Annotated in this window: 22 protein-coding genes; 20 read left to right on the forward strand and 2 right to left on the reverse strand. The window is 42.0% G+C overall.

Annotation, left to right across the window (positions count from 1 at the left end; all coding sequences use genetic code 11):
• Positions 1 to 3 precede the first annotated feature (3 nt).
• The 3 genes from yidC to OHT75_RS11390 all read left to right on the forward strand — a co-directional run bounded on the left by yidC (position 4) and on the right by OHT75_RS11390 (position 3,715).
• Positions 4 to 1,629, forward strand: coding sequence for a membrane protein insertase YidC (yidC, locus tag OHT75_RS11380; protein ID WP_264726686.1), 1,626 nt, complete (start codon positions 4 to 6; stop codon positions 1,627 to 1,629).
• 93 nt (positions 1,630 to 1,722) lie between these two features.
• The gene (gene mnmE, locus OHT75_RS11385) at positions 1,723 to 3,084 is read left to right on the forward strand and encodes a tRNA uridine-5-carboxymethylaminomethyl(34) synthesis GTPase MnmE (protein ID WP_264726687.1); all 1,362 of its coding nucleotides are present in this window, start codon (positions 1,723 to 1,725) and stop codon (positions 3,082 to 3,084) included.
• A gap of 1 nt (position 3,085) precedes the next feature.
• Complete coding sequence (locus tag OHT75_RS11390) at positions 3,086 to 3,715, forward strand: 3'-5' exonuclease (RefSeq protein WP_264726690.1); 630 nt, start codon at positions 3,086 to 3,088, stop codon at positions 3,713 to 3,715.
• A 16-nt stretch (positions 3,716 to 3,731) separates the two neighbouring features.
• Here the strand turns inward: OHT75_RS11390 and OHT75_RS11395 are convergent, their stop codons facing one another.
• Positions 3,732 to 4,601: a LysR substrate-binding domain-containing protein gene (locus OHT75_RS11395; protein WP_264726692.1), complete on the reverse strand. Its 870-nt coding sequence runs from the start codon at positions 4,599 to 4,601 to the stop codon at positions 3,732 to 3,734.
• Positions 4,602 to 4,803: 202 nt separating this feature from the next.
• Between OHT75_RS11395 and OHT75_RS11400 the strand changes: the two genes are divergently transcribed.
• Positions 4,804 to 5,940, forward strand: a complete 1,137-nt coding sequence (locus OHT75_RS11400) for an S-(hydroxymethyl)glutathione dehydrogenase/class III alcohol dehydrogenase (RefSeq protein ID WP_264726694.1) — start codon at positions 4,804 to 4,806, stop codon at positions 5,938 to 5,940.
• Complete coding sequence (fghA, locus tag OHT75_RS11405; protein ID WP_319803635.1) at positions 5,940 to 6,782, forward strand: S-formylglutathione hydrolase; 843 nt, start codon at positions 5,940 to 5,942, stop codon at positions 6,780 to 6,782. The genes OHT75_RS11400 and fghA overlap by 1 nt, the downstream gene beginning before the upstream one ends.
• Positions 6,783 to 6,854: 72 nt before the next feature.
• On the opposite strand, the gene OHT75_RS11410 is transcribed toward fghA, so the two are convergent.
• On the reverse strand, positions 6,855 to 8,222 hold the full coding sequence (locus tag OHT75_RS11410; protein WP_264726698.1) for an alanine/glycine:cation symporter family protein: 1,368 nt from the start codon (positions 8,220 to 8,222) through the stop codon (positions 6,855 to 6,857).
• A gap of 123 nt (positions 8,223 to 8,345) precedes the next feature.
• Here OHT75_RS11410 and mioC point away from each other — a divergent pair, with 123 nt between their 5' ends.
• From mioC to glmU, 15 genes are all read left to right on the forward strand, one after another.
• Complete coding sequence (mioC, locus tag OHT75_RS11415) at positions 8,346 to 8,789, forward strand: FMN-binding protein MioC (protein ID WP_264726700.1); 444 nt, start codon at positions 8,346 to 8,348, stop codon at positions 8,787 to 8,789.
• Positions 8,790 to 9,296: 507 nt separating this feature from the next.
• Entirely contained in the window at positions 9,297 to 11,186 is a 1,890-nt protein-coding gene (gene mnmG, locus OHT75_RS11420) for a tRNA uridine-5-carboxymethylaminomethyl(34) synthesis enzyme MnmG (protein WP_264726702.1), read from the forward strand.
• Positions 11,187 to 11,299: 113 nt separating this feature from the next.
• On the forward strand, positions 11,300 to 11,920 hold the full coding sequence (gene rsmG / locus OHT75_RS11425; RefSeq protein WP_264726703.1) for a 16S rRNA (guanine(527)-N(7))-methyltransferase RsmG: 621 nt from the start codon (positions 11,300 to 11,302) through the stop codon (positions 11,918 to 11,920).
• Positions 11,921 to 11,976: 56 nt separating this feature from the next.
• Complete coding sequence (locus tag OHT75_RS11430; RefSeq protein ID WP_264726706.1) at positions 11,977 to 12,765, forward strand: ParA family protein; 789 nt, start codon at positions 11,977 to 11,979, stop codon at positions 12,763 to 12,765.
• A 9-nt stretch (positions 12,766 to 12,774) separates the two neighbouring features.
• Entirely contained in the window at positions 12,775 to 13,653 is an 879-nt protein-coding gene (locus OHT75_RS11435; protein ID WP_264726707.1) for a ParB/RepB/Spo0J family partition protein, read from the forward strand.
• Between the two features lie 225 nt (positions 13,654 to 13,878).
• Positions 13,879 to 14,262: an ATP synthase subunit I gene (locus OHT75_RS11440; RefSeq protein ID WP_264726709.1), complete on the forward strand. Its 384-nt coding sequence runs from the start codon at positions 13,879 to 13,881 to the stop codon at positions 14,260 to 14,262.
• A gap of 12 nt (positions 14,263 to 14,274) precedes the next feature.
• The gene (atpB, locus tag OHT75_RS11445) at positions 14,275 to 15,096 is read left to right on the forward strand and encodes a F0F1 ATP synthase subunit A (protein ID WP_264726711.1); all 822 of its coding nucleotides are present in this window, start codon (positions 14,275 to 14,277) and stop codon (positions 15,094 to 15,096) included.
• A 37-nt stretch (positions 15,097 to 15,133) separates the two neighbouring features.
• Positions 15,134 to 15,388: a F0F1 ATP synthase subunit C gene (atpE, locus tag OHT75_RS11450; RefSeq protein WP_264726713.1), complete on the forward strand. Its 255-nt coding sequence runs from the start codon at positions 15,134 to 15,136 to the stop codon at positions 15,386 to 15,388.
• 27 nt (positions 15,389 to 15,415) lie between these two features.
• Positions 15,416 to 15,886, forward strand: coding sequence for a F0F1 ATP synthase subunit B (gene atpF, locus OHT75_RS11455; RefSeq protein WP_188843211.1), 471 nt, complete (start codon positions 15,416 to 15,418; stop codon positions 15,884 to 15,886).
• Positions 15,887 to 15,901: 15 nt separating this feature from the next.
• Entirely contained in the window at positions 15,902 to 16,435 is a 534-nt protein-coding gene (atpH, locus tag OHT75_RS11460; protein ID WP_264726718.1) for a F0F1 ATP synthase subunit delta, read from the forward strand.
• Positions 16,436 to 16,449: 14 nt separating this feature from the next.
• Entirely contained in the window at positions 16,450 to 17,991 is a 1,542-nt protein-coding gene (gene atpA / locus OHT75_RS11465) for a F0F1 ATP synthase subunit alpha (protein ID WP_264726720.1), read from the forward strand.
• A 51-nt stretch (positions 17,992 to 18,042) separates the two neighbouring features.
• The gene (atpG, locus tag OHT75_RS11470) at positions 18,043 to 18,903 is read left to right on the forward strand and encodes a F0F1 ATP synthase subunit gamma (protein WP_264726722.1); all 861 of its coding nucleotides are present in this window, start codon (positions 18,043 to 18,045) and stop codon (positions 18,901 to 18,903) included.
• Between the two features lie 36 nt (positions 18,904 to 18,939).
• On the forward strand, positions 18,940 to 20,331 hold the full coding sequence (atpD, locus tag OHT75_RS11475; protein WP_264726724.1) for a F0F1 ATP synthase subunit beta: 1,392 nt from the start codon (positions 18,940 to 18,942) through the stop codon (positions 20,329 to 20,331).
• A gap of 36 nt (positions 20,332 to 20,367) precedes the next feature.
• Positions 20,368 to 20,796 carry a F0F1 ATP synthase subunit epsilon gene (locus tag OHT75_RS11480; protein WP_264726726.1) on the forward strand — a complete coding sequence of 143 codons (429 nt, stop codon included), beginning with the start codon at positions 20,368 to 20,370 and terminating at the stop codon, positions 20,794 to 20,796.
• A 254-nt stretch (positions 20,797 to 21,050) separates the two neighbouring features.
• On the forward strand, positions 21,051 to 22,415 hold the full coding sequence (glmU, locus tag OHT75_RS11485; RefSeq protein WP_264726728.1) for a bifunctional UDP-N-acetylglucosamine diphosphorylase/glucosamine-1-phosphate N-acetyltransferase GlmU: 1,365 nt from the start codon (positions 21,051 to 21,053) through the stop codon (positions 22,413 to 22,415).
• The last annotated feature ends 13 nt before the right edge of the window (positions 22,416 to 22,428 follow it).

Below are 22,428 nucleotides of genomic sequence, written 5' to 3' on the forward strand. Positions count from 1 at the left end.
GCTATGGAATCTCAACGCAATATATTGCTAATCGGTCTGCTGTTTGTCAGCTTTTTAATGTGGCAACAATGGCAAGCAGATAAAGCACCACAACCGGTTGCTACACAAACCTCATCAGTTGCCGCTTCAACAAATGCGCAACTATCTGATGTGCCAGATGCAGATGCTTCTCTACCTGAAGCCGTAACCGCATCAAAAGAACTCATTACAGTTACCACTGACCAATTAGTGTTAAAAATCGATCCAGTCGGTGGTGATATTGTTTACTCGGCATTAGTTGGACATAAAGTCGAAATCGATAAAGAAGAATCGTTTGTGCTGCTTGAGCAAACAAATGATATTTACTATATCGCCCAAAGTGGCTTAATTGGCCGCAACGGTATCGACAGCAGTGTTAAAGGGCGCGCTCATTTTAGCAGCCAATCACAACAATATACCCTTGCTGATGGCCAAGACACTGTAGAAGTACCATTAACATTTGTTGCCGATAATGGGGTGACATACAACAAGGTATTTACCCTTCATCGCGGTAAATTCAATGTTGATGTCGATTATCGCATTAACAATACTTCAGCTGAACAGCTTCAAGTACAAATGTATGGTCAAATTAAGCACAGCATCAAAGAAAGCGAAAGCAGCATGATGATGCCGACATATCGTGGTGCAGCCTTCTCTACTGCTGATACCCGCTATGAAAAATACAGCTTTGAAGACATGGCTGACAAAAACCTAGACAAGAAAACATTAGGTGGTTGGGCAGCAATGCTACAGCACTACTTTGTTTCTGCTTGGGTACCGCCTGCAAATGATCAAAATACGATTTTCTCTAGTTTAAGTGCTGGTGGTTTAGCAAATATCGGTTTCCGTGGTGCAATTTATGATATTGCTCCGGGTGCCGAACAAACACTTTCAGCTCAATTCTATGTTGGTCCTAAAGATCAAGAAGCCTTAACAGCCATTTCTGAGTCATTAAACTTAGTGGTTGATTACGGTTTCCTATGGTGGCTAGCTATCCCAATCCATTGGTTATTGATGTTCTATCAATCATTTGTGGGTAACTGGGGTGTGGCAATTATTCTAATTACCCTAACAGTTCGTGGATTGTTGTATCCGCTAACTAAAGCGCAATACACCTCTATGGCTAAAATGCGTAACTTGCAGCCTAAATTAGCTGACATGAAAGAGCGTTTTGGTGATGACCGTCAGAAAATGGGTCAAGCCATGATGGAACTGTACAAGAAAGAGAAAGTAAACCCTATGGGTGGCTGCTTACCTATCTTGTTACAAATGCCAATTTTCATCGCACTATACTGGGTATTACTAGAAAGCTATGAATTGCGCCATGCACCATTCATGCTATGGATTAACGACTTGTCAGTACAAGATCCATACTACGTATTACCATTATTAATGGGTGTGTCTATGTGGTTAATGCAAAAAATGCAGCCAATGGCACCTACCATGGACCCGATGCAAGTGAAAATGATGCAGTGGATGCCGGTTATCTTTACCGTGTTCTTCCTATGGTTCCCAGCAGGTCTAGTGCTTTACTGGTTAGTCGGTAACTTAGTTGCGATTACCCAGCAAAAGATTATTTATGCCGGACTTGAGAAAAAAGGCTTAAAATAAGCCCAAGCTCTGCAGTAAACTACGTATAGTTTGATAATAAAAAGGCGGCTTAATTGGCCGCCTTTTCAATTAATGATTTAGCAGGAAATAACCGTGACAACAGATACTATTGTGGCACAAGCTACCGCACCCGGACGTGGAGGTGTAGGCATCATTCGTGTATCAGGTGACTTAGCCAGTAATGTGGCGACAGCCATTATTGGCCATGTGCCAAAAACCCGATATGCTGAATATTGTGATTTTAATAGTAGTGACGGACAGGTTATTGACCAAGGCATAGCACTGTTTTTTAAAGGCCCAAACTCGTTTACTGGTGAAGATGTACTTGAACTACAAGGACATGGCGGCCAAATTGTACTTGATATGCTAATCAAGCGAGTGATGGAAGTTGACGGTATTCGAATTGCTAAACCAGGCGAATTCAGTGAACAGGCCTTTTTAAATGACAAGCTTGATCTGACTCAAGCAGAGGCCATTGCCGACTTAATTGATGCCACCAGTGAACAAGCCGCTAAAAGCGCATTGCAATCACTACAGGGTGAATTTTCAAAAGAAGTACACGAGTTAGTCGACCAAGTAACGAACCTGCGTTTATATGTTGAAGCGGCGATTGATTTTCCTGATGAAGAGGTCGACTTTTTATCCGACGGTAAAATAGCCAATGCGCTGTATAAGATTATCGATAAATTAACCCATGTTCAGGCCAGCGCCAAACAAGGATCGATTATTCGTGAAGGCATGAAAGTGGTTATCGCCGGTCGCCCTAATGCGGGTAAATCAAGTTTATTAAATGCTTTAGCGGGTAAAGAATCAGCCATTGTGACCGAAATTGCCGGTACTACCCGTGATGTATTACGTGAGCATATCCACCTAGATGGCATGCCATTACATATTATTGATACCGCCGGATTACGCGACACCACAGATACCGTAGAACAAATTGGCATTGAGCGCGCTTGGACTGAAATAGCCACGGCTGACCGGGTATTATTTATGGTAGATGGCACCACAACCGATGCAGTAAACCCACATGATATTTGGCCCGATTTTATCGACCGTTTACCACCAAGGCTTGGCATAACGGTTATCCGTAATAAAGCCGACATCACTGGTGAGCCGTTAACCATGTCAGCAGAACAAGGTTACGATGTTTACCGTATATCAGCCAAAACCGGCTTAGGTGTAGAAGAGTTAAAGCAGCATCTTAAGTCGCTAATGGGTTATCAAAGTAATCTAGAAGGCGGCTTTATTGCCCGTCGCCGTCACTTAGAAGCTTTAGATTTAGCTCAAAGCCACTTAATGTTAGGTAAAGAACAGTTAGAGGTGTTTTTAGCTGGTGAGTTACTGGCTGAAGAGCTACGTATGTGCCAGATGGCGTTATCTGAAATTACCGGAAAATTCACCTCAGATGATCTACTTGGTAAAATATTTAGCTCGTTCTGTATTGGTAAATAAGATGCTGGTAAATGGTGATATGGCATTAGCACATAATGTCGTTGTACTCGATTTTGAAACCACAGGTTTATCACCAGATAATGGCGATAGAGCCATTGAAATCGGCGCGGTAAAAATAGTTAACGGCGAAATGGTCGATACTTTTCAGTCGTTGATGAACCCGGGGAAAAAGGTAAACACGTTTATCGAACAATATACCGGTATCAGCAACGCAATGCTGCGTGACGCACCAAGCTGCCAAATTGTGATGAACCAATTTGCAGACTTTATCGGCGACTTTAGCTTGGTTGCCCATAATGCCAGTTTTGATAAAAAGTTTTTAGATGCTGAATTAGACTATTGTCAACGCAACTATAAAGGCCAATTTGCCTGCTCACTGTTGTTATCACGCAGAATAAGTTTAGATGCGCCAAATCATAAATTGGGCACTTTGGTGGCTTACCATCAGCTGCCAACTGAGGGATTATTTCACCGAGCCTTAGCAGATGCCAACATGACCGCTCATCTGTGGTTATATCAATTGGCACTGATTCAGCAAAAAGCGCCGCATGTTGAATTAACCTTTGATGTTATTAATCGCTTATCCCGCATACCCAAAGCTAAAATTAATCAATACTTAACTACCTTATAACCCTATCGCAATAGCATTAAGTCAGTTGTTCACTCAGCATATCGACTAACAGCCTTACCTTGGCAGATAAGTGCCGATTTTGTGGATATAAAGCCCAAATCCCCTCTTTTGCTTGTTGAAATGATGCCAACACCACCACTAACTGACCTTGCTTAATGGCTTCATTAACATAATAACCAGGTAACTGTACCACGCCCATTCCACGCAAAGCCGCATCCAGTAACGTCAGGCCACTGCTACATTGCAAACGACCTTGTACCTTAATGACTTTTTCTTTTCCCTGCTCATCAAAATGCCAATGACTATTAGTGCCAATCAAACAATGATGTTGATTTAAATCAGCTAAGGTCTGAGGCACACCATATTGTTGCAGGTAAGCGGGCGAAGCACACACATATTGGCGACGACTGGTTAAGCATTTAGCCACCAAACTCGAGTCCGCTAATCTGCCTAATCGAATCGCCAAATCATAACTACCATCCACTAAATCCAATTGCTTATTGGTCAGCTCGCAAATCACTTCCACTTGTGGATATTTTTCCATGAAGTTGAGCACGATAGGCATAACAAAACGTTCACCATAGGTCACTGGCGCCGTCATTCTAATTAACCCTTGTGGAGATTGATGCAAGCTTGAAATAGCCCGTTCGGCCTCTTCTAACCCATCTAAAACTTGCCGACAATGACGAAAATACACCGCACCTTCTTCTGTTAAAGACACCTTACGGGTGGTGCGGTAAAACAGCTTGGTTGTTAAGCGGTTTTCAAGCTGACTGACCTGACGACTGACTTGTGCGGTTGATATCCCCAAACGGCTGGCCGCCTGAGTAAAACTTTCTGTTTGCGCCACAGCAACAAACTCTACCACTCCATCCCATGGCAACATTATTACAGTCTCGTAAAAGTAATTTACAATTTAAGCTAATTATCAACTGATATAAAACAATTACAATAGTCTTATCGTCTACACTGTGTAGATATTTATTTTCATCTACTGAGTTGTTTGGTTTTTGTTGGTTAGTATTTCATCAACAACGCCAAAGCAAAATATGCCCAACAACACTTAATATCGATAAAGGAACAAACACATGTCAGCGCAATTTATCAAATCAAAAGCGGCTGTTGCCTGGGGCCCAGGACAAGCATTAAAAGTTGAAGAAGTGGATGTCATGTACCCCAAAGCAGGCGAAGTAATGGTAAAAATTGTCGCTTCAGGTGTTTGTCATACCGACGCATTTACACTTTCTGGCGATGATCCTGAAGGAGTTTTTCCTGCCATTCTGGGGCATGAAGGTGGTGGAATCGTGCATATGGTGGGCGAAGGTGTTACCAGTGTAAAAGTAGGCGATCATGTTATTCCACTGTACACCGCAGAATGTGGAAAATGTAAATTCTGTACCTCAGGAAAAACCAACCTGTGTAGCGCGGTACGTGAAACCCAAGGTAAAGGCTTAATGCCTGATGGTACAACGCGTTTTTATAAAGATGGCGAGCCTATTTTCCATTACATGGGGTGTTCCACCTTTTCTGAATACACTGTCTTGCCTGAAATATCATTAGCTAAAGTTAATAAAAATGCACCGTTAGAAGAAGTGTGCTTGCTGGGCTGTGGCGTAACCACCGGCATGGGCGCTGTGCTCAATACTGCCAAAGTACAAGCGGGCGATACTGTGGCAATTTTTGGTTTAGGTGGTATTGGTTTATCGGCCATTATTGGTGCGACCATGGCGGGTGCCGCGCGTATTATCGGCATTGACTTAAATGAATCTAAATTTGAATTAGCCAAAAAACTCGGCGCAACAGACTGCATTAACCCAAAAAACTTTGATAAGCCTATTCAAGAAGTCATTGTTGAAATGACTGATGGCGGCGTGGATTTTTCATTCGAATGTATTGGTAACGTCAATGTCATGCGCAGTGCTTTAGAGTGTTGTCATAAAGGTTGGGGCGAATCGATTATCATTGGTGTAGCAGGTGCTGGCCAAGAAATTTCAACCCGTCCATTTCAATTAGTGACAGGTCGAGTATGGAAAGGCACCGCATTTGGTGGCGTCAAAGGTCGTAGCCAATTACCAGGCATTGTTGAGCAATATCTCAATGGCGATTTTAAACTGGATCATTTCATCACTCATACTATGGGGTTAGAGGGCATTAATGAGGCTTTTGAGTTAATGCATAAAGGTGAAAGTATTCGCAGTGTGATCCATTTTAATCAGGACAAATAATCATGCTTGAACAAGTCAGCAGCACAAAAGTGTTTGGTGGGTGGTTACGGCAATTTAATCATCAATCAGAGGTAAATAATTGCTCCATGCGCTTTGCTATTTATTTACCTCCACAGGCTGCAACCCAAAAAGTGCCTGTTTTATACTGGTTATCTGGATTAACCTGCACAGATGAAAACGTGATGCAGAAATCTGGTATTCAACGCGTGGCAGCAGAGCTAGGTATCGCCATTGTTGCCCCTGATACGAGTCCGCGTGGTGATGATGTAGCCGATGATCCAGATGCAAGTTATGACTTTGGCTTGGGTGCTGGTTTTTACGTTAATGCAAATCAAGCCCCCTTTAAGTCAAATTACCAAATGTATAGCTACATCGTCGATGAGCTACCAGCACTGATTGAAGCAAAATTTAATGTTAACCAAACTCGAAGTATTAGTGGCCATTCAATGGGAGGCCATGGTGCTATCACTATAGGGCTTAAAAACTCACTACGTTATCAATCAATTTCAGCATTTAGCCCTATCTGCAATCCGATAAATTGCCCTTGGGGACAAAAGGCATTTAATGGATATTTGGGAGCGGATCAAACAAGCTGGGCAGAATACGACAGCTGTGAGCTAATAAAGAAAACTGACGCTAAAATCCCTATGCTGGTGGATCAAGGAAATGCTGACAATTTTTTAACCGAACAACTGCAATCTGAATCGTTAAAAACGGCCGCTAATATCAATCAATATCCACTAACATTACGCATGCAGGAAGGTTACGATCACAGTTACTACTTCATTAGTAGTTTTATTGAAGAGCATTTACGTTTTCATGCAAAGTACTTAATCAAATAGGCTATTACTGACTAGACATAAAAAATGGAGTGATAATTCACTCCATTTTTTATACATCATCATTTGATAGGGTTAGTTTACCGCAGCCAATTTGGCAAAGTACTTCTTTGAAGCCTCTCTCACTTTTGGCGCTAATAAGATAGCCGATGTCATTGTAGGTATTGCCATTAATGCATAAGCTGCATCAATGATATTAACAATTTCCTGCAAGCTTGCCGTTGCGGCAAATAAAATCGCCAAAAGGTAAAAATACTGATAAAAGCGAATATGACGACGGCCAAATAAAAACGCGAAACACTGACCACCGTAAAAAGCTTGGGTAAAGATAGTACTGATACTAAAAAACACCACACACAAAATCAGTAAATAAGGCCCAACACCAGGCATAGTGACACTAAACGCCTGAGCCGATAAATTAACCCCTTCAGACTCAGTTCCTTGCCAAACACCTGATATCAAAATAATCATTGCCGTTGCAGTACACACCATTAAAGTGTCAATAGCAGGACCAAGCATTGCCACTAAACCTTCTTTAACAGGTTCATTCGTTTTAGCACTGCCATGGGCCATCACCTCCGTACCTATTCCCGCTTCATTTGAAAACGCTGCGCGACGAATACCAATTAACATTGTGCCTAAAATACCACCGCCAACCGAGTTTAATGAAAATGCTTCAGTAAAAATAAGCGCAAAGTAACCAGGTATATCAGCTAAATTGGTCGCTATAACATAAAAAGCACAGCTCATATAAATGAAGATCATCAAAGGCACAATTTTTGATGCCACGGTGGCAATACGTTTGATCCCACCTAAAATCACACTCGCCACAATCAACATCACAATGATCCCTAAGCCCAAATCCACCATAAAGGTAGATTGATCTGAGGGAAAATAACCCGGTTTAACAATTAGCCATTCACGAATAATCTGCACTAATTGATTTGAGTTAAATAAAGGAAAGTTCCCCACTAGGCCCACTACACAAAAAAATACTGCCAAAAAATGCCATTTTTTAGCCAATCCTTGGGTAATAATGTACATAGGTCCACCTTGTACATCACCGTTTTCATCTTTTCCGCGGTACATAATGGCTAAAGTACAGGTAAAAAATTTAGTTGCCATACCCACTATCGCGCTAATCCACATCCAAAAAATAGCACCTGGTCCCCCCACCATAATAGCCACTGCCACACTGCCTATATTCCCCATCCCCACAGTGCCAGCCATAGCACTCGAAAGTGCGCCAGCATGGCTAATATGACCTTCTGCACCGTCATCTGGATATTTGCCCCTAACAATATTAATGGCGTGACCAATATAACGAAAAGGCACAAAACGAGAGTAAATCAGGAAGAATAATCCGCCACCCACAAGTAGAATAAGCATATGTGGGCCCCAAGCCATATCGGCAAGTTGCTGAGTCAGTTCAACTAAAGTCATAAAAATGTTACTAAATTGTAAATTGGTTAAGCTAAAACTACTGAGTAACAACACAAGGTGCAATGAAAAATTCGTGTTTATGGGGCAAAATAGTTCAATATCTTCAATATTTTCGGAGTAAAAATGGCAAATATAGCGTTATTAGTCGGCACAACATTAGGTGGTACAGAGTATATCGCTGACGATCTTGCTGCCCAATTAGTGGCAAAAGGTCATCAAACAAGCGTAATGTTAGACCCTAATTTGGCTGAATTAGCAGATTATCCATTGTGGATCTTAGTGTGTTCGACCCATGGAGCGGGCGATCTACCCGATAATATTCAGCCTTTTTACAAACAATTGCTGCTTGAAAATCCCGATCTCAGCCAGTATCAGTTCGCTTTATGTGCAATTGGCGATTCCAGTTACGATACATTCTGCCAAGGGCCTGAAAAATTAATCTCCCTCTTTGAAGCAGCAGGAGCAAAAGCATTTGTGGATAAGATCCAAATTGATGTACAACACGATCCCATTCCTGAAGAGCCCGCTTTATCATGGTTATCTGAGTGGCAAGATCAGATCATATAGATCCTGCTAAGGATAATATTGTGATAAAAGATCATTAACCCACACTTTAGATCCAGTTTATCCACAAAATATCATTTTTATTTATAACTTTGTGGATAAGCTATTATTTTATGCGATCATAACTCTGTATTGTTCACCACCCGATCTTGAAGAAGATCCCCCCTGTGGATAACCATGCGATCTACCCACATGTTATATCAGGTTTGATCGCGAACAGATCACAGGATTAAGATCGTGTAACACACTAATTATTATTAATAATTATCGTTACCCACAGATATTGACGATCTTAATAGTAAACATAATAAGAAGATCTATATAAAGATCTTAAGATCTTTTACTCAAGCCACTTTGGATCAAACAAGCAAAAATGATCTTTCATGATCAGCCCTGCAAATGCTAAAATGATCTGCTCAATTTGAACTCGACTGATCATCGACTCAAACTGAAGAATCTTTTTACTCCCTTTATTTTTGAATAAATAAAATTAGCTAACGTAGGTCCAAGATGCATTTTCATGAACGGTTTGATGTAATTGTTGTTGGTGGTGGTCATGCCGGAACTGAAGCGGCACTTGCAGCTGCAAGAATGGGGTCAAAAACCTTATTGCTAACGCACAATATCGATACTCTAGGACAAATGTCCTGTAATCCAGCGATTGGTGGTATTGGTAAAGGTCATTTAGTCAAAGAGATCGACGCCTTAGGCGGCTCAATGGCAATTGCAACTGACTACGCAGGTATTCAATTTAGAACATTAAATTCGAGTAAAGGACCAGCGGTACGAGCAACACGGGCTCAAGCTGACCGCGCTTTGTATCGTCAAAAAATACAACAAATACTTCAAAATCAAGTTAATTTACGTATATTCCAACAAGCTGTAGATGACTTAGTTGTTGAAAATAATAAAGTTGTTGGTGTAGTTACCCAAATGGGATTGGCATTTGAAGCACCCGCTGTAGTACTTACTACAGGCACATTTTTAAGCGGTAAAATTCACATCGGTTTACAAAATTACAGCGGTGGTCGTGCTGGAGATCCACCGGCTATCGCATTAGCTCACCGTTTACGTGAATTACCAATACGTGTTGGCCGATTAAAAACCGGTACTCCACCACGTATTGATGCCAACACCATAGATTTTGACCAAATGACAGAGCAAAAAGGTGACACTCCTTTGCCTGTTATGTCTTTTTTGGGCGATGTAAGCCAGCATCCTAAGCAAATTTCGTGTTACATCACGCACACTAACGAAAAAACCCATGACATTATTCGTGGTGGATTAGACAGAAGTCCGATGTACTCTGGTGTTATCGAAGGCATTGGTCCAAGATATTGTCCATCGATTGAAGACAAAATCCACCGCTTTGCAGACAAATCCTCACATCAAATATTTATTGAACCTGAAGGATTAACAACCAACGAAATTTATCCAAATGGTATTTCAACCAGCTTGCCGTTTGATGTTCAGTTGAATTTGGTTCGATCGATCAAAGGCATGGAAAATGCTGAGATCGTTCGTCCTGGCTATGCAATTGAATATGATTATTTTGATCCACGAGATCTTAAAAACTCATTAGAGACTAAAGCAATCAATGGGTTGTTCTTTGCTGGACAAATCAATGGTACAACTGGCTATGAAGAAGCTGGCGCACAAGGTTTACTTGCGGGGATGAATGCAAGCTTACAAGTTCAAGGTAAAGATAGCTGGTGCCCACGTCGTGATGAAGCTTATCTTGGTGTTTTAGTTGATGATTTATCAACTTTAGGCACTAAAGAACCCTACAGAATGTTCACTAGTCGAGCAGAATATCGCTTACTACTTCGTGAAGATAATGCCGATTTACGATTAACTGAAAAAGGTCGTGAGCTTGGGTTAGTTGATGACGAACGTTGGGCTAAATTCAGTGAAAAACGTGAGTCTATCGAATTAGAACTGCAGCGTTTACGTAGCCAATGGGTACACCCTAATTCACCGTTACTTGATGTATTAAATCCACATTTAAATACCCCAATTTCACGGGAAGCTAAATTTGAAGATTTATTGCGTCGTCCAGAAATGGATTATTCAAAATTAATGTCTTTAGAAGGCTTTGGTCCAGGACTAGAAGATCCTCGCGCAGCAGAACAGGTGCAGATACAGGTTAAATATTCTGGTTATATTCAACGTCAACAAGATGAAGTTGATAAAGCCATTCGACATGAAAACTCATTATTACCTTTGGATCTGGATTATCAAGAGGTTCCTGGGTTATCAAATGAAGTGATCGCGAAGTTGAATAACCATAAACCTGATACAGTAGGCCAGGCATCTCGAATTTCGGGTATTACACCGGCGGCAATCTCAATTTTGTTGGTGCATTTGAAAAAACGCGGTTTATTAAGAAAAACGGCATAAAATTAAACAAACTGATCGAACTCAATAATAAGGGGAGCCATAAGGCTTCCCTTAGTGCTTTTACGGCTTCATAATAACGAAGCTTATCGTGTTAAATTAAAGAGGCATTATCTGTGTTAGCAGCTCAACTTAGTGATTATTTAGCTGAAATGGACATTTCAGCAACTGAATTACAGCAAAAACAACTTGTTGGCTTTGTTGAAATGCTTAATAAATGGAATAAAGCGTATAATTTAACCTCAGTGCGCTCACCTGAACAAATGTTAATCCGCCATGTGATGGACAGTTTGGTTGTATCCCCTTATCTTGAAGGTCAGCGGTTTATTGATGTCGGAACGGGCCCTGGACTACCAGGTATTCCCTTAGCGATTTTAAATCCTGATAAAGAATTTGTATTATTAGACAGTTTAGGGAAGCGGATCCGTTTTCAAAAACAGGTACAGTTTGAGTTAAAAATTAATAACTTTACCTCGATAGAAAGTCGGGTTGAAGCTTATCAACCGGAACAAAAGTTTGATGGCGTATTAAGCCGAGCGTTCGCCTCGATTGCTGACATGTTGAATTGGTGTCATCACTTACCTAAAGAAAATGGCCTATTTTATGCCTTAAAAGGTCAATTGACTGCAGCTGAACTCACGGCAATACCAGCAGAGTTTACACTTGTTGATACCATTACATTAGAAGTACCAAAACTTGAAGAACAGCGACATTTATTAAAATTGGTAAAAGTGTAATACTCACCAGCGAAATACGTATACCGGACATCAATAATCATAAACAGGATGACATTGTGGGTAAAATCATTGCCGTAGCTAACCAAAAAGGTGGCGTAGGAAAAACAACAACTTGCGTAAATTTAGCCGCATCACTTGCCGCCACTAAGCGTAAAGTGTTGTTGATTGATTTAGATCCTCAAGGTAATGCCACTATGGGCAGCGGAGTTGATAAATACGAAGTCGAAAATACTGCGTATGAATTATTGGTTGAAGAAAAACCTTTTGAAGAGATAGTGATCAAAAATACTGCGGGTAAATATGATCTGATTGCTGGCAACGGTGATGTGACTGCTGCTGAGATCAAATTAATGGAGTTTTATGCCCGAGAGATCCGTTTACGAAATGCATTAGCCCCTATCAGGGATCAATACGATTATATTTTCATTGATTGTCCGCCCTCATTAAACATGCTGACGGTAAATGCCATGTCTGCAGCTGATTCAGTACTTGTGCCTATGCAATGTGAATATTATGCATTGGAAGGCCTTACTGCGTTGATTGATACCATAACCAAATTGGGTGCGATGGTTAATCCAACGCTGACAATCGAAGGGATCTTACGTACCATGTATGACCCACGTAATCGATTGTCAAATGATGTGTCAGATCAATTAAAACAGCATTTTGGTGAGAAAGTGTATCGCACCGTGATCCCTAGAAATATTCGTTTAGCTGAAGCGCCAAGTTTTGGAGCACCCGCCATGTATTATGATAAAAGCAGTGCCGGCGCAAAGGCATACTTGGCCTTAGCGGGTGAAATTATTCGCCGCGCAGAACAGCAAACACCCATTCAAGAAGCGTAGGATTAAACAATGACGGTAAAAAAACGCGGTTTAGGTAAAGGACTGGATGCCTTACTGAGCCATAGCAATGCAGCAAGTCGAAAATCTGATACTCAGCAACCTGAAAATACAATCGACAATGAATTAATTCATCTTGATTTAGACTTATTGCAACCTGGCAAATATCAACCGCGTAAGGATATGTCACCTGAAGCGTTAGAAGAATTGGCTGAATCAATTCGTTCTCAGGGGATTATTCAACCGATTGTTGTACGTAAAGTCTCTGAGTTTAAATATGAAATTATTGCCGGAGAACGTCGTTGGCGAGCCGCTCAACTTGCTAAGTTAGATAAAGTCCCTTGTTTAGTTAAACAGGTTGCAGATGATGCCGCAGTGGCAATCGCTTTGATTGAAAATATTCAACGTGAAGATTTGAATGCGATGGAAGAAGCCATCGCATTACAGCGTTTATTAACCGAGTTTGAATTAACCCACCAACAAGTCGCCGATGCGGTTGGTAAATCACGTGTATCAGTATCGAATTTATTACGTTTAAATAGTTTAAATGAGCCGGTAAAACGTTTATTAGAGTACGGTGATATTGACATGGGACATGCGCGTGCACTGCTTGCTATTGAGGGCGACGAGCAAACCAATCTGGCCAGATTAGTGGCTTCAAAAGAAATGACTGTTCGTGAAACAGAACGACTAGTCAATAAAGCGTTAAATCCGCTTAAAACCCCTGAAACTTCACCTAAAGATCACGATGTAAGCCGCTTGGAGCAACAGTTAATTGAGAAATTAGGCGCTAAAGTTGCTATCAATCATGGCGCTAAAGGCAAAGGAAAAATTGTAATTAATTACCAAAACCTCGCTGAATTAGATGGTATTCTCAATAAAATTCACTAAATTTTAACAAAATTTCATTTCATCAGTAAGTTTGTGACACAGCTATATTTTTTGTTTTCGCAGTTCTAGATGCAAATCACCTTTAAAATAGCTGTTTTACACTCATCAAAGTTGCAAACAAAGCGCGAAAAGGTATACTTTGCAGGCTTTTTGTAAGTTAAGGCTGGGTTAATAAAGTTAATCTAGACTTATGCCCGCAAAAAGCACGAATGCGGAGAGAGAAAATTGAGTAATGTTTTAGCGCGTCGTGGCCGAAAATCAGCTTATAAATTAGTGATCATTCAGGCGGCGATAGTTGGGGTAACTTCAATTTTACTTTTCGCTCTGTGGGGCTTTCAGTATGGGCTTTCTGCTTTTGCAGGAGGTGTTATTGCTGTATTGCCTAATTTTGTATTCGCAACCCTAGCCTTTTCCCATGCGGGGGCAAGTGCGTCAGGAAAAGTCGTTCAAGCGTTTTTTCTGGGGGAAGCGGTAAAGTTGCTGCTTACCATTGTATTGTTTGCTATTGCTTTTGGTCTGTTGGATGTGGTGTTTGCACCACTATTTGCAACCTACGCGTTAGGATTATTAGTACCTTGGGCAGTCCCTTTATACTTCAAGCAAAATTAAGTGAGATTAATCATGGCGACAACTGGTGAAGCACTAACTGCTTCCGGGTACATCCAGCATCACCTGACTAATGCGAAAATGTGTTCTGCCGATGGCGGAGTTGCTTTTAACTATGCATGTCAAGATGCCGGGTTTTGGACTTGGCACATTGACTCACTTTTGTTTTCAGTAGGCCTTGGGGTCTTGTTTTTGTGGTTATTCCGCAAAGCAGGAAAAAAAGCAACCACGGGTGTGCCAGGCAAATTTCAATGTTTTGTTGAAATGTGTGTGGAAGGTGTCGATAAAATTGCAAAAGACTCATTTAATGGTCGTAATGCCGTTATCGCACCATTAGGTTTAACTATTTTCGTCTGGATTTTCCTGATGAACTTAATGGATCTAGTCCCTATTGACTTTATACCTGAAGCCGCAAACAGATTATTAGGTGTTCCTTACCTTAAAATTGTTCCAACAACTGATCTAAACGTCACTTTAGGCTTGTCCTTAAGCGTGTTTGTGTTAATTGTTTTTTACAGTATCAAGGTTAAGGGTATTGGCGGTTTCACTAAGGAACTGACATTACAACCTTTCAATCATTGGTTATTGATTCCAGTTAATTTAGTCTTGGAAACAGTGACTTTGATTGCGAAGCCTATTTCATTGGCGCTTCGTCTGTTTGGTAACCTGTATGCAGGTGAGTTGATTTTTATTCTGATTGCACTTATGCCTTGGTGGGCTCAGTTCGCACTTTCAGTGCCTTGGGCGATATTCCATATTTTGGTCATTGTGCTACAGGCCTTTATTTTCATGATGCTGACGATTGTTTATCTAAGCATGGCTCATGAAGAACATTAATTTAGACATTGATAATTAGATATTTATCGGAGATAAAATGGAAACTGTAATTAGTTTTACGGCAATCGCTGTTGCTATCATGATTGGCCTAGCTGCATTAGGTACTGCTATCGGCTTCGCAATCTTAGGTGGTAAGTTCTTAGAAGCTTCTGCACGTCAACCTGAGCTAGCGCCAGCGTTACAAACTAAGATGTTCATCGTAGCGGGTCTACTAGATGCGATCTCTATGATTGCAGTTGGTGTTGCATTATTCTTCGTATTCGCGAACCCATTCTTAGCTCAACTTGGCTAATCTAGCACCCTGTAAGGAGTTGACGTTATGAGTATTAACGCTACCCTGCTAGGCCAAGCAATATCTTTTGCGCTCTTTGTGTGGTTCTGCATGAAGTTTGTATGGCCGCCGTTGATGAATGCAATCGAAGAGCGCCAAAAGAAGATTGCTGATGGTCTGGCTGATGCCGGCCGTGCTGCAAAAGATCTAGAGTTAGCTCAAGCGAAAGCTACTGAGCAACTTAAAGACGCTAAAGCAACTGCTAACGAAATTATTGAGCAAGCTAACAAGCGCAAAGCTCAAATCGTTGAAGAAGCAAAAGCTGAAGCCGATGCTGAGCGGGCTAAAATTGTCGCTCAGGGTAAAGCAGAAATTGAGAACGAACGTAATCGCGTAAAAGATGACTTGCGTAAGCAAGTTGCTGCTCTAGCCATTATTGGCGCTGAGAAGATTCTTGAACGTTCGATTGACCCAGCCGCCCACAGTGACATAGTTAATAAACTTGTTGCTGAAATTTGATAAGGGAGTTGAGTAATGGCTGAATTAAGCACCATCGCTCGCCCTTACGCAAAGGCAGCTTTTGATTTTGCAGTTGAACATAAAGCAGTAGAAAGTTGGACAGAAATGTTAACTTTCGCCTCATTGGTGACTGAAAACGAATCAATGAAACCATTGCTTGATGGCACTCTAGCAAGTGCAGAACTAGCTTCACTATTTATCAAAGTATGTGGTGAGCAAGTCAATGAGCAAGGTCAAAACCTGATAAAGGTAATGGCTGAAAACGGTCGTTTAGGGATACTGCCTACAGTGTCTCTACTTTTTGCTGAATACCGCAATGAGTGGGCCAAAGAAGTAGAAGCTGATGTGGTTTCTGCTACTGAGCTAAGCGCAGAGCAACAACAGCAAATTAGTGTTTCTTTAGAGAAACGTCTCGCACGCAAAGTTAAGCTGAATTGCAGCATTGATCCATCGCTAATCGGCGGTGTGATAATTAAATCAGGCGACCTAGTCATTGATGGCTCGGTAAGCGGTAAGTTATCGCGTTTGTCTGACAAGCTGCAGTCGTAATTGGGAGTTTGAGCATGCAACTGAATTCCACTGAAATCAGCGATCTGATTAAGCAGCGGATCGAGCAGTTCGACGTCGTTAGTGAAGCTCGCAACGAAGGTACTATCGTTGCAGTAAGTGACGGCATCATTCGCATTAACGGCCTAGCCGATGTAATGCAAGGTGAAATGATCGAACTGCCTGGTGGCCGTTTTGCAATCGCGTTGAACTTAGAACGTGATTCTGTCGGTGCCGTAGTAATGGGCCCTTATGCTAATTTAGCTGAAGGCGCAAAAGTAAGAACTACTGGTCGTATTCTTGAAGTACCAGTGGGTCGTGGTCTACTTGGCCGCGTTGTTAACACTCTAGGTGAGCCAATTGACGGAAAAGGACCAATCGACAACGATGGTTTCTCTCCTGTTGAAGTTATTGCTCCAGGTGTTATTGAACGTCAGTCAGTAGATCAACCAATCCAAACGGGTTATAAAGCCGTTGATGCCATGATCCCAATCGGTCGTGGACAACGTGAATTGATCATTGGTGACCGTCAAACTGGTAAAACAGCGATGGCTATCGATGCAATCATCAACCAGAAAGATTCTGGCATTAAGTGTGTATACGTAGCGGTAGGCCAAAAAGCTTCTACCATTGCTAACGTGGTTCGCAAGCTAGAAGAACATGGTGCATTAGCTAACACTGTTGTTGTGGTTGCATCAGCTTCTGAAGCTGCAGCATTACAATACTTAGCACCTTATTCAGGTTGTTCAATGGGTGAATACTTCCGTGACCGCGGTGAAGATTCTTTAATCGTATATGATGATTTGTCTAAGCAAGCTGTTGCTTACCGTCAAATTTCATTGCTATTGAAGCGTCCACCAGGACGTGAAGCATACCCAGGTGACGTATTCTATCTACACTCTCGTTTATTAGAGCGTGCTTCACGCGTAAACGAGCACTATGTAGAAAAGTTCACTAAAGGTGCAGTAACAGGTAAAACAGGTTCTTTAACCGCATTACCTATTATTGAAACCCAAGCTGGTGACGTATCAGCGTTCGTACCGACCAACGTAATTTCTATTACCGATGGTCAGATCTTCCTTGAGACTGACTTGTTTAACTCTGGCTTACGTCCAGCTGTTAACCCAGGTATTTCTGTTTCTCGTGTTGGTGGTGCAGCGCAGACTAAGATCATCAAGAAACTGTCTGGTGGTATTCGTACCGCACTTGCACAGTATCGAGAGCTTGCAGCGTTCTCACAGTTTGCATCTGATTTAGATGATGCAACTCGTGCTCAACTTGAGCATGGTGAGCGAGTAACCGAACTAATGAAGCAAAAGCAATATGCTCCTATGAGCGTTGCTGCCCAAGCTGTGTCAATTTTCTCAGCTGAAAAAGGCTACCTAAAAGGTGTTGCTTTAAATGAAGTCGGTCGCTTCGAAGCCGCTCTGCTTTCATACATGAACAGTCAACATGCTGACCTAATGAACAACATCAACGCTACTGGCGATTATAACGCTGCTATCGAAGAAGAGTTAAAGGCAGGCATGGACAAGTTCATTGAAACCCAAACCTGGTAACAATGAACGGGGTGCCCGTGGGCACCTCAGGTCCCAGATTGGAGAGTAGAGATGGCCGGCGCTAAAGATATTAAAACCCAGATCGCGAGTATTAAAAATACTCAGAAGATCACTTCTGCTATGGGAATGGTTGCGACAAGCAAAATGCGCAAAGCGCAGGAACGCATGAAAGCAAGCCGTCCATATGCTGAAAATATGCGTAAGGTGATCGGTCACGTCGCGCAAGGTAAGCTCGAGTTTAAACACCCTATTTTAGAGGTGCGAGATGCCAAGCGGGTTGGTTACATTGTTGTGTCAACCGACCGTGGCCTTTGTGGTGGTTTGAACGTCAACCTGTTCAAAAAGGTTGTGTCAGATCTGAAAAGCTGGAAAAAACAAGGCGCAGAAATTGAGTTTTGCCCAATTGGTGCCCGTAGTGTTCAGTTTTTCAAAAGCTTTGGTGGTGAAATATCTGCCCACGCATCAGGTTTAGGCGATGCGCCTAAATTAGCCGATTTAATCGGTACCGTTCGCGTGATGTTAAAAGCTTACAACGAAGGCAAATTGGATCGTCTGTTTATTGTATTCAACAAATTTGTGAATACCATGACTCAGACTCCTGTGATCGAGCAACTGCTACCTTTGCCTAAATCGGAAGAAGATGTTGCTAAGTATCCTTGGGATTACATTTACGAGCCTGATCCAAAAGAAATTTTGGAATTATTGTTAACTCGTTATATAGAATCACAAGTATATCAAGCCGTTGTTGAAAATATTGCCTCTGAACAAGCTGCCCGTATGGTAGCAATGAAGGCGGCAACCGACAACGCAGGCGAACTAATCAACGATTTGCAATTAGTCTACAACAAAGCCCGTCAGGCTGCGATTACGCAAGAACTGTCGGAAATTGTGTCAGGCGCTGCAGCGGTTTAGGTTTTAGGTAACGAAATCAAGTTTAGAGGATTAATCATGAGCACAGGTACTGTTGTCCAAGTAATTGGCGCGGTTGTGGACGTAGAGTTTCCACAAGATTCTGTACCCAAGGTATATGACGCTCTGAAGATCACAGGTGAAGGCGCCTGTAATGGTTTGGTGCTGGAAGTTCAGCAGCAACTAGGTGGTGGTGTAGTTCGTACCATCGCTATGGGTTCTTCTGATGGTCTGCGTCGTGGTCTAGAGGTAGCAAACTCAGGTTCACCAATTTCTGTTCCGGTAGGGGTTGCAACCCTTGGCCGTATTATGAACGTATTGGGTGAGCCAATTGATGAAGCGGGCGAAATTGGTGAAGAAGAGCGTTATGAAATTCACCGTGCAGCTCCTTCATATGAAGATCAATCAAACACGACTGAGCTTTTAGAGACAGGTATCAAGGTTATCGACCTTGTTTGTCCTTTCGCTAAAGGTGGTAAAGTAGGTCTGTTTGGTGGTGCTGGTGTTGGTAAAACAGTTAACATGATGGAACTGATTAACAACATCGCTAAAGCTCACTCTGGTCTTTCTGTATTCGCTGGTGTTGGTGAGCGTACTCGTGAGGGTAACGACTTCTACTACGAAATGAAAGATTCTGGTGTACTCGACAAAGTAGCCATGGTTTATGGTCAAATGAACGAGCCTCCAGGAAACCGTTTACGTGTAGCATTGTCTGGTTTGACAATGGCTGAGAAATTCCGTGACGAAGGTCGTGACGTACTGTTATTCGTAGATAACATTTACCGTTATACCTTAGCCGGTACTGAAGTATCAGCACTACTTGGTCGTATGCCATCTGCAGTAGGTTACCAGCCTACACTAGCTGAAGAAATGGGTGTTCTACAAGAACGTATTACTTCAACTAAGTCTGGTTCTATTACCTCTGTTCAAGCGGTATATGTACCTGCGGATGACTTAACGGATCCGTCACCAGCAACAACCTTCGCTCACTTAGATGCGACTGTTGTACTGTCTCGTAACATTGCTTCGCTAGGTATTTACCCAGCGGTTGACCCATTGGATTCGACTTCTCGTCAGTTAGATCCACAAGTTGTTGGTCAAGAGCATTATGATGTTGCTAGCGGCGTGAAAACGGTTTTACAAAGCTATAAAGAGCTGAAAGACATTATTGCTATTTTGGGTATGGATGAATTATCTGACGAAGATAAAACAACTGTATACCGCGCACGTAAGATTGAGCGTTTCTTATCTCAACCTTTCTTCGTAGCAGAAGTGTTCACTGGTTCTCCAGGTAAGTACGTTTCTCTTAAAGACACAATCCGTGGCTTCAAGGGCATCTTGGATGGTGAGTTCGATCACATCCCTGAGCAAGCGTTCTACATGGTTGGTTCAATCGACGAAGCTGTCGAGAAAGCTAACAAGAAGAAATAACTAGGCCGTAACGCTTAGTTCTTTAAGGAGAGCTCAATGGCAGCCATGACAGTCAAACTTGATATTGTTAGTGCAGAGGATAGCTTATACCACGGCGAAGTAACTTTTTTTGAAGTTATGGGTGCTGAAGGTGAATTAGGTATTATGCCTAATCATGCCCCTTTGTTAACAAAGATCAAACCTGGCATGGCGCGCATGATCAAGCAAGATGGCAGTGAAGAAGTATTGTATCTTTCAGGTGGTATCCTGGAAGTGCAGCCGGCTTCAATTTCTGTTCTTGCTGATGTTGCATTGCGTGCCGATGATATTGATGAGCAAGCTGCTTTAGAAGCTAAACGCCATGCAGAAGAGAAAATTGCTAATGCAGGTGTAGACTTCGACTATGAAGCGGCAACCATTGAATTGGCTAAATCTATAGCACAGTTGAAAGTGGTTGAAACCATCAAGAAAAACATCACCAGATAAGTTGATTATTTGCTGAATAAAAAGGCGACTCATTGATGAGTCGCCTTTTTTATTGCGACTGACCCATATAATACTCATCACGATAAGTAAGTGATAAAAAATAGCATAGGAACAACGCTGTTATCGAGTGTTTTAACAAGCTAGGGTGCTCAGTTATTTATTAAGATTGGTATAAATCAGCAATTTTCCTTTTGTTGTGTTAATCAGCTAAAATAGCTGCAATTTTATTATTTAGTATTTTGAAGGAATCAATCATGTCGTTAAATGTTGTGATCTTAGCTGCAGGCAAAGGAACGCGAATGCGCTCAGATCTTCCTAAAGTGTTACATCCTATCGCCCATAAAAGTATGGTGCAGCATGTTATTGATACGGCAAATTCTTTAGGCTCACAGGCTATTCAATTGGTCTATGGTTACGGTGCCGATAAACTGCAAGCTGCATTAGGTGAGCAACCTTTAAATTGGGTATTACAGGCAGAGCAGCTTGGTACAGGCCACGCTGTCGCACAAGCAAATCCCAATATTAACGACGATGATACCGTGTTGATTCTTTATGGTGATGTGCCACTTATTCAGCAAAGTACCCTAGAAGCGTTGTTAAAAGCACGCCCTGAAAATGGTTTAGCTATTCTTACCGTTACTTTGCCTAACCCGACAGGTTATGGCCGCATCGTACGGGAAGCTGGAAAAGTTGTCGGTATTGTTGAACAAAAAGATGCCAATCCAGAACAGCTTAATATTAAAGAAGTGAATACAGGCATTATGGCTGTGCCAGGCAAGCAGTTAAAAGCTTGGCTAAACCGCTTATCAAACAATAATGCTCAGGGCGAATATTATCTTACCGACATTATCGCCATGGCAAATGCCGATGGTGTTGCAATTACCACTGCGCAACCTCAGTCAGCTATTGAGGTGGAAGGTGCCAACAACCGCGTGCAACTTGCCCAACTTGAGCGTGCTTATCAGGCTCGCGCAGCTGAACAGCTCATGCTAGCAGGTGCCAACTTACGTGACCCAGCCAGAATTGATATTCGTGGTGACGTTAGCGTCGGTATGGATGTGATGATCGATGTAAACGTAATTATTCAGGGTAAAGTGACTTTAGGTAATAATGTCACTATTGGTGCTGGTGCCATTTTAATTGATTGTGACATTGCTGATAACGCTGAAATTAAACCTTACTCTATTATCGAAGGTGCTAAGTTAGGTAAATCAGCGAGTGCGGGACCATTTGCGCGTTTACGTACAGGTGCTGAGTTGAAAGAAGATGCCCATATCGGTAATTTTGTGGAAATGAAAAAGGCCGTATTAGGCGTTGGTTCAAAAGCCGGTCATCTAGCCTATTTAGGCGATGCGCAAATAGGTGCGGGCGTAAACATTGGTGCTGGTACCATCACGTGTAATTATGATGGTGCTAACAAGTTTTTGACCGTTATCGAAGACGGTGTATTTGTTGGCAGTGATACACAGCTTATTGCTCCGGTCACTATTGGTAAAAATGCGACCTTAGGTGCAGGGTCAACCATAGCTAAAGATGTTGGCGAAGGTGAGTTAGTTATCACCCGTGTCAAACAGCGTCATATCACTGGCTGGCAACGTCCTGTTAAACAGCCAAAGTAATGTAAATACGCCC

This window comes from Shewanella subflava, from assembly GCF_025971955.1.
Taxonomy (GTDB): domain Bacteria; phylum Pseudomonadota; class Gammaproteobacteria; order Enterobacterales; family Shewanellaceae; genus Shewanella; species Shewanella subflava.

Coding starts and splice junctions, on each gene's coding strand:
- yidC (WP_264726686.1), top strand. CDS start 4: ATGGAATCTCAACGCAATATATTGCTAATCGGTCTGCTGTTTGTCAGC.
- OHT75_RS11390 (WP_264726690.1), top strand. CDS start 3,086: ATGCTGGTAAATGGTGATATGGCATTAGCACATAATGTCGTTGTACTC.
- OHT75_RS11395 (WP_264726692.1), bottom strand. CDS start 4,601: ATGTTGCCATGGGATGGAGTGGTAGAGTTTGTTGCTGTGGCGCAAACA.
- OHT75_RS11400 (WP_264726694.1), top strand. CDS start 4,804: ATGTCAGCGCAATTTATCAAATCAAAAGCGGCTGTTGCCTGGGGCCCA.
- OHT75_RS11410 (WP_264726698.1), bottom strand. CDS start 8,222: ATGACTTTAGTTGAACTGACTCAGCAACTTGCCGATATGGCTTGGGGC.
- mioC (WP_264726700.1), top strand. CDS start 8,346: ATGGCAAATATAGCGTTATTAGTCGGCACAACATTAGGTGGTACAGAG.
- mnmG (WP_264726702.1), top strand. CDS start 9,297: ATGCATTTTCATGAACGGTTTGATGTAATTGTTGTTGGTGGTGGTCAT.
- OHT75_RS11435 (WP_264726707.1), top strand. CDS start 12,775: ATGACGGTAAAAAAACGCGGTTTAGGTAAAGGACTGGATGCCTTACTG.
- atpB (WP_264726711.1), top strand. CDS start 14,275: ATGGCGACAACTGGTGAAGCACTAACTGCTTCCGGGTACATCCAGCAT.
- atpE (WP_264726713.1), top strand. CDS start 15,134: ATGGAAACTGTAATTAGTTTTACGGCAATCGCTGTTGCTATCATGATT.
- atpF (WP_188843211.1), top strand. CDS start 15,416: ATGAGTATTAACGCTACCCTGCTAGGCCAAGCAATATCTTTTGCGCTC.
- atpH (WP_264726718.1), top strand. CDS start 15,902: ATGGCTGAATTAAGCACCATCGCTCGCCCTTACGCAAAGGCAGCTTTT.
- atpA (WP_264726720.1), top strand. CDS start 16,450: ATGCAACTGAATTCCACTGAAATCAGCGATCTGATTAAGCAGCGGATC.
- atpG (WP_264726722.1), top strand. CDS start 18,043: ATGGCCGGCGCTAAAGATATTAAAACCCAGATCGCGAGTATTAAAAAT.
- atpD (WP_264726724.1), top strand. CDS start 18,940: ATGAGCACAGGTACTGTTGTCCAAGTAATTGGCGCGGTTGTGGACGTA.
- OHT75_RS11480 (WP_264726726.1), top strand. CDS start 20,368: ATGGCAGCCATGACAGTCAAACTTGATATTGTTAGTGCAGAGGATAGC.
- glmU (WP_264726728.1), top strand. CDS start 21,051: ATGTCGTTAAATGTTGTGATCTTAGCTGCAGGCAAAGGAACGCGAATG.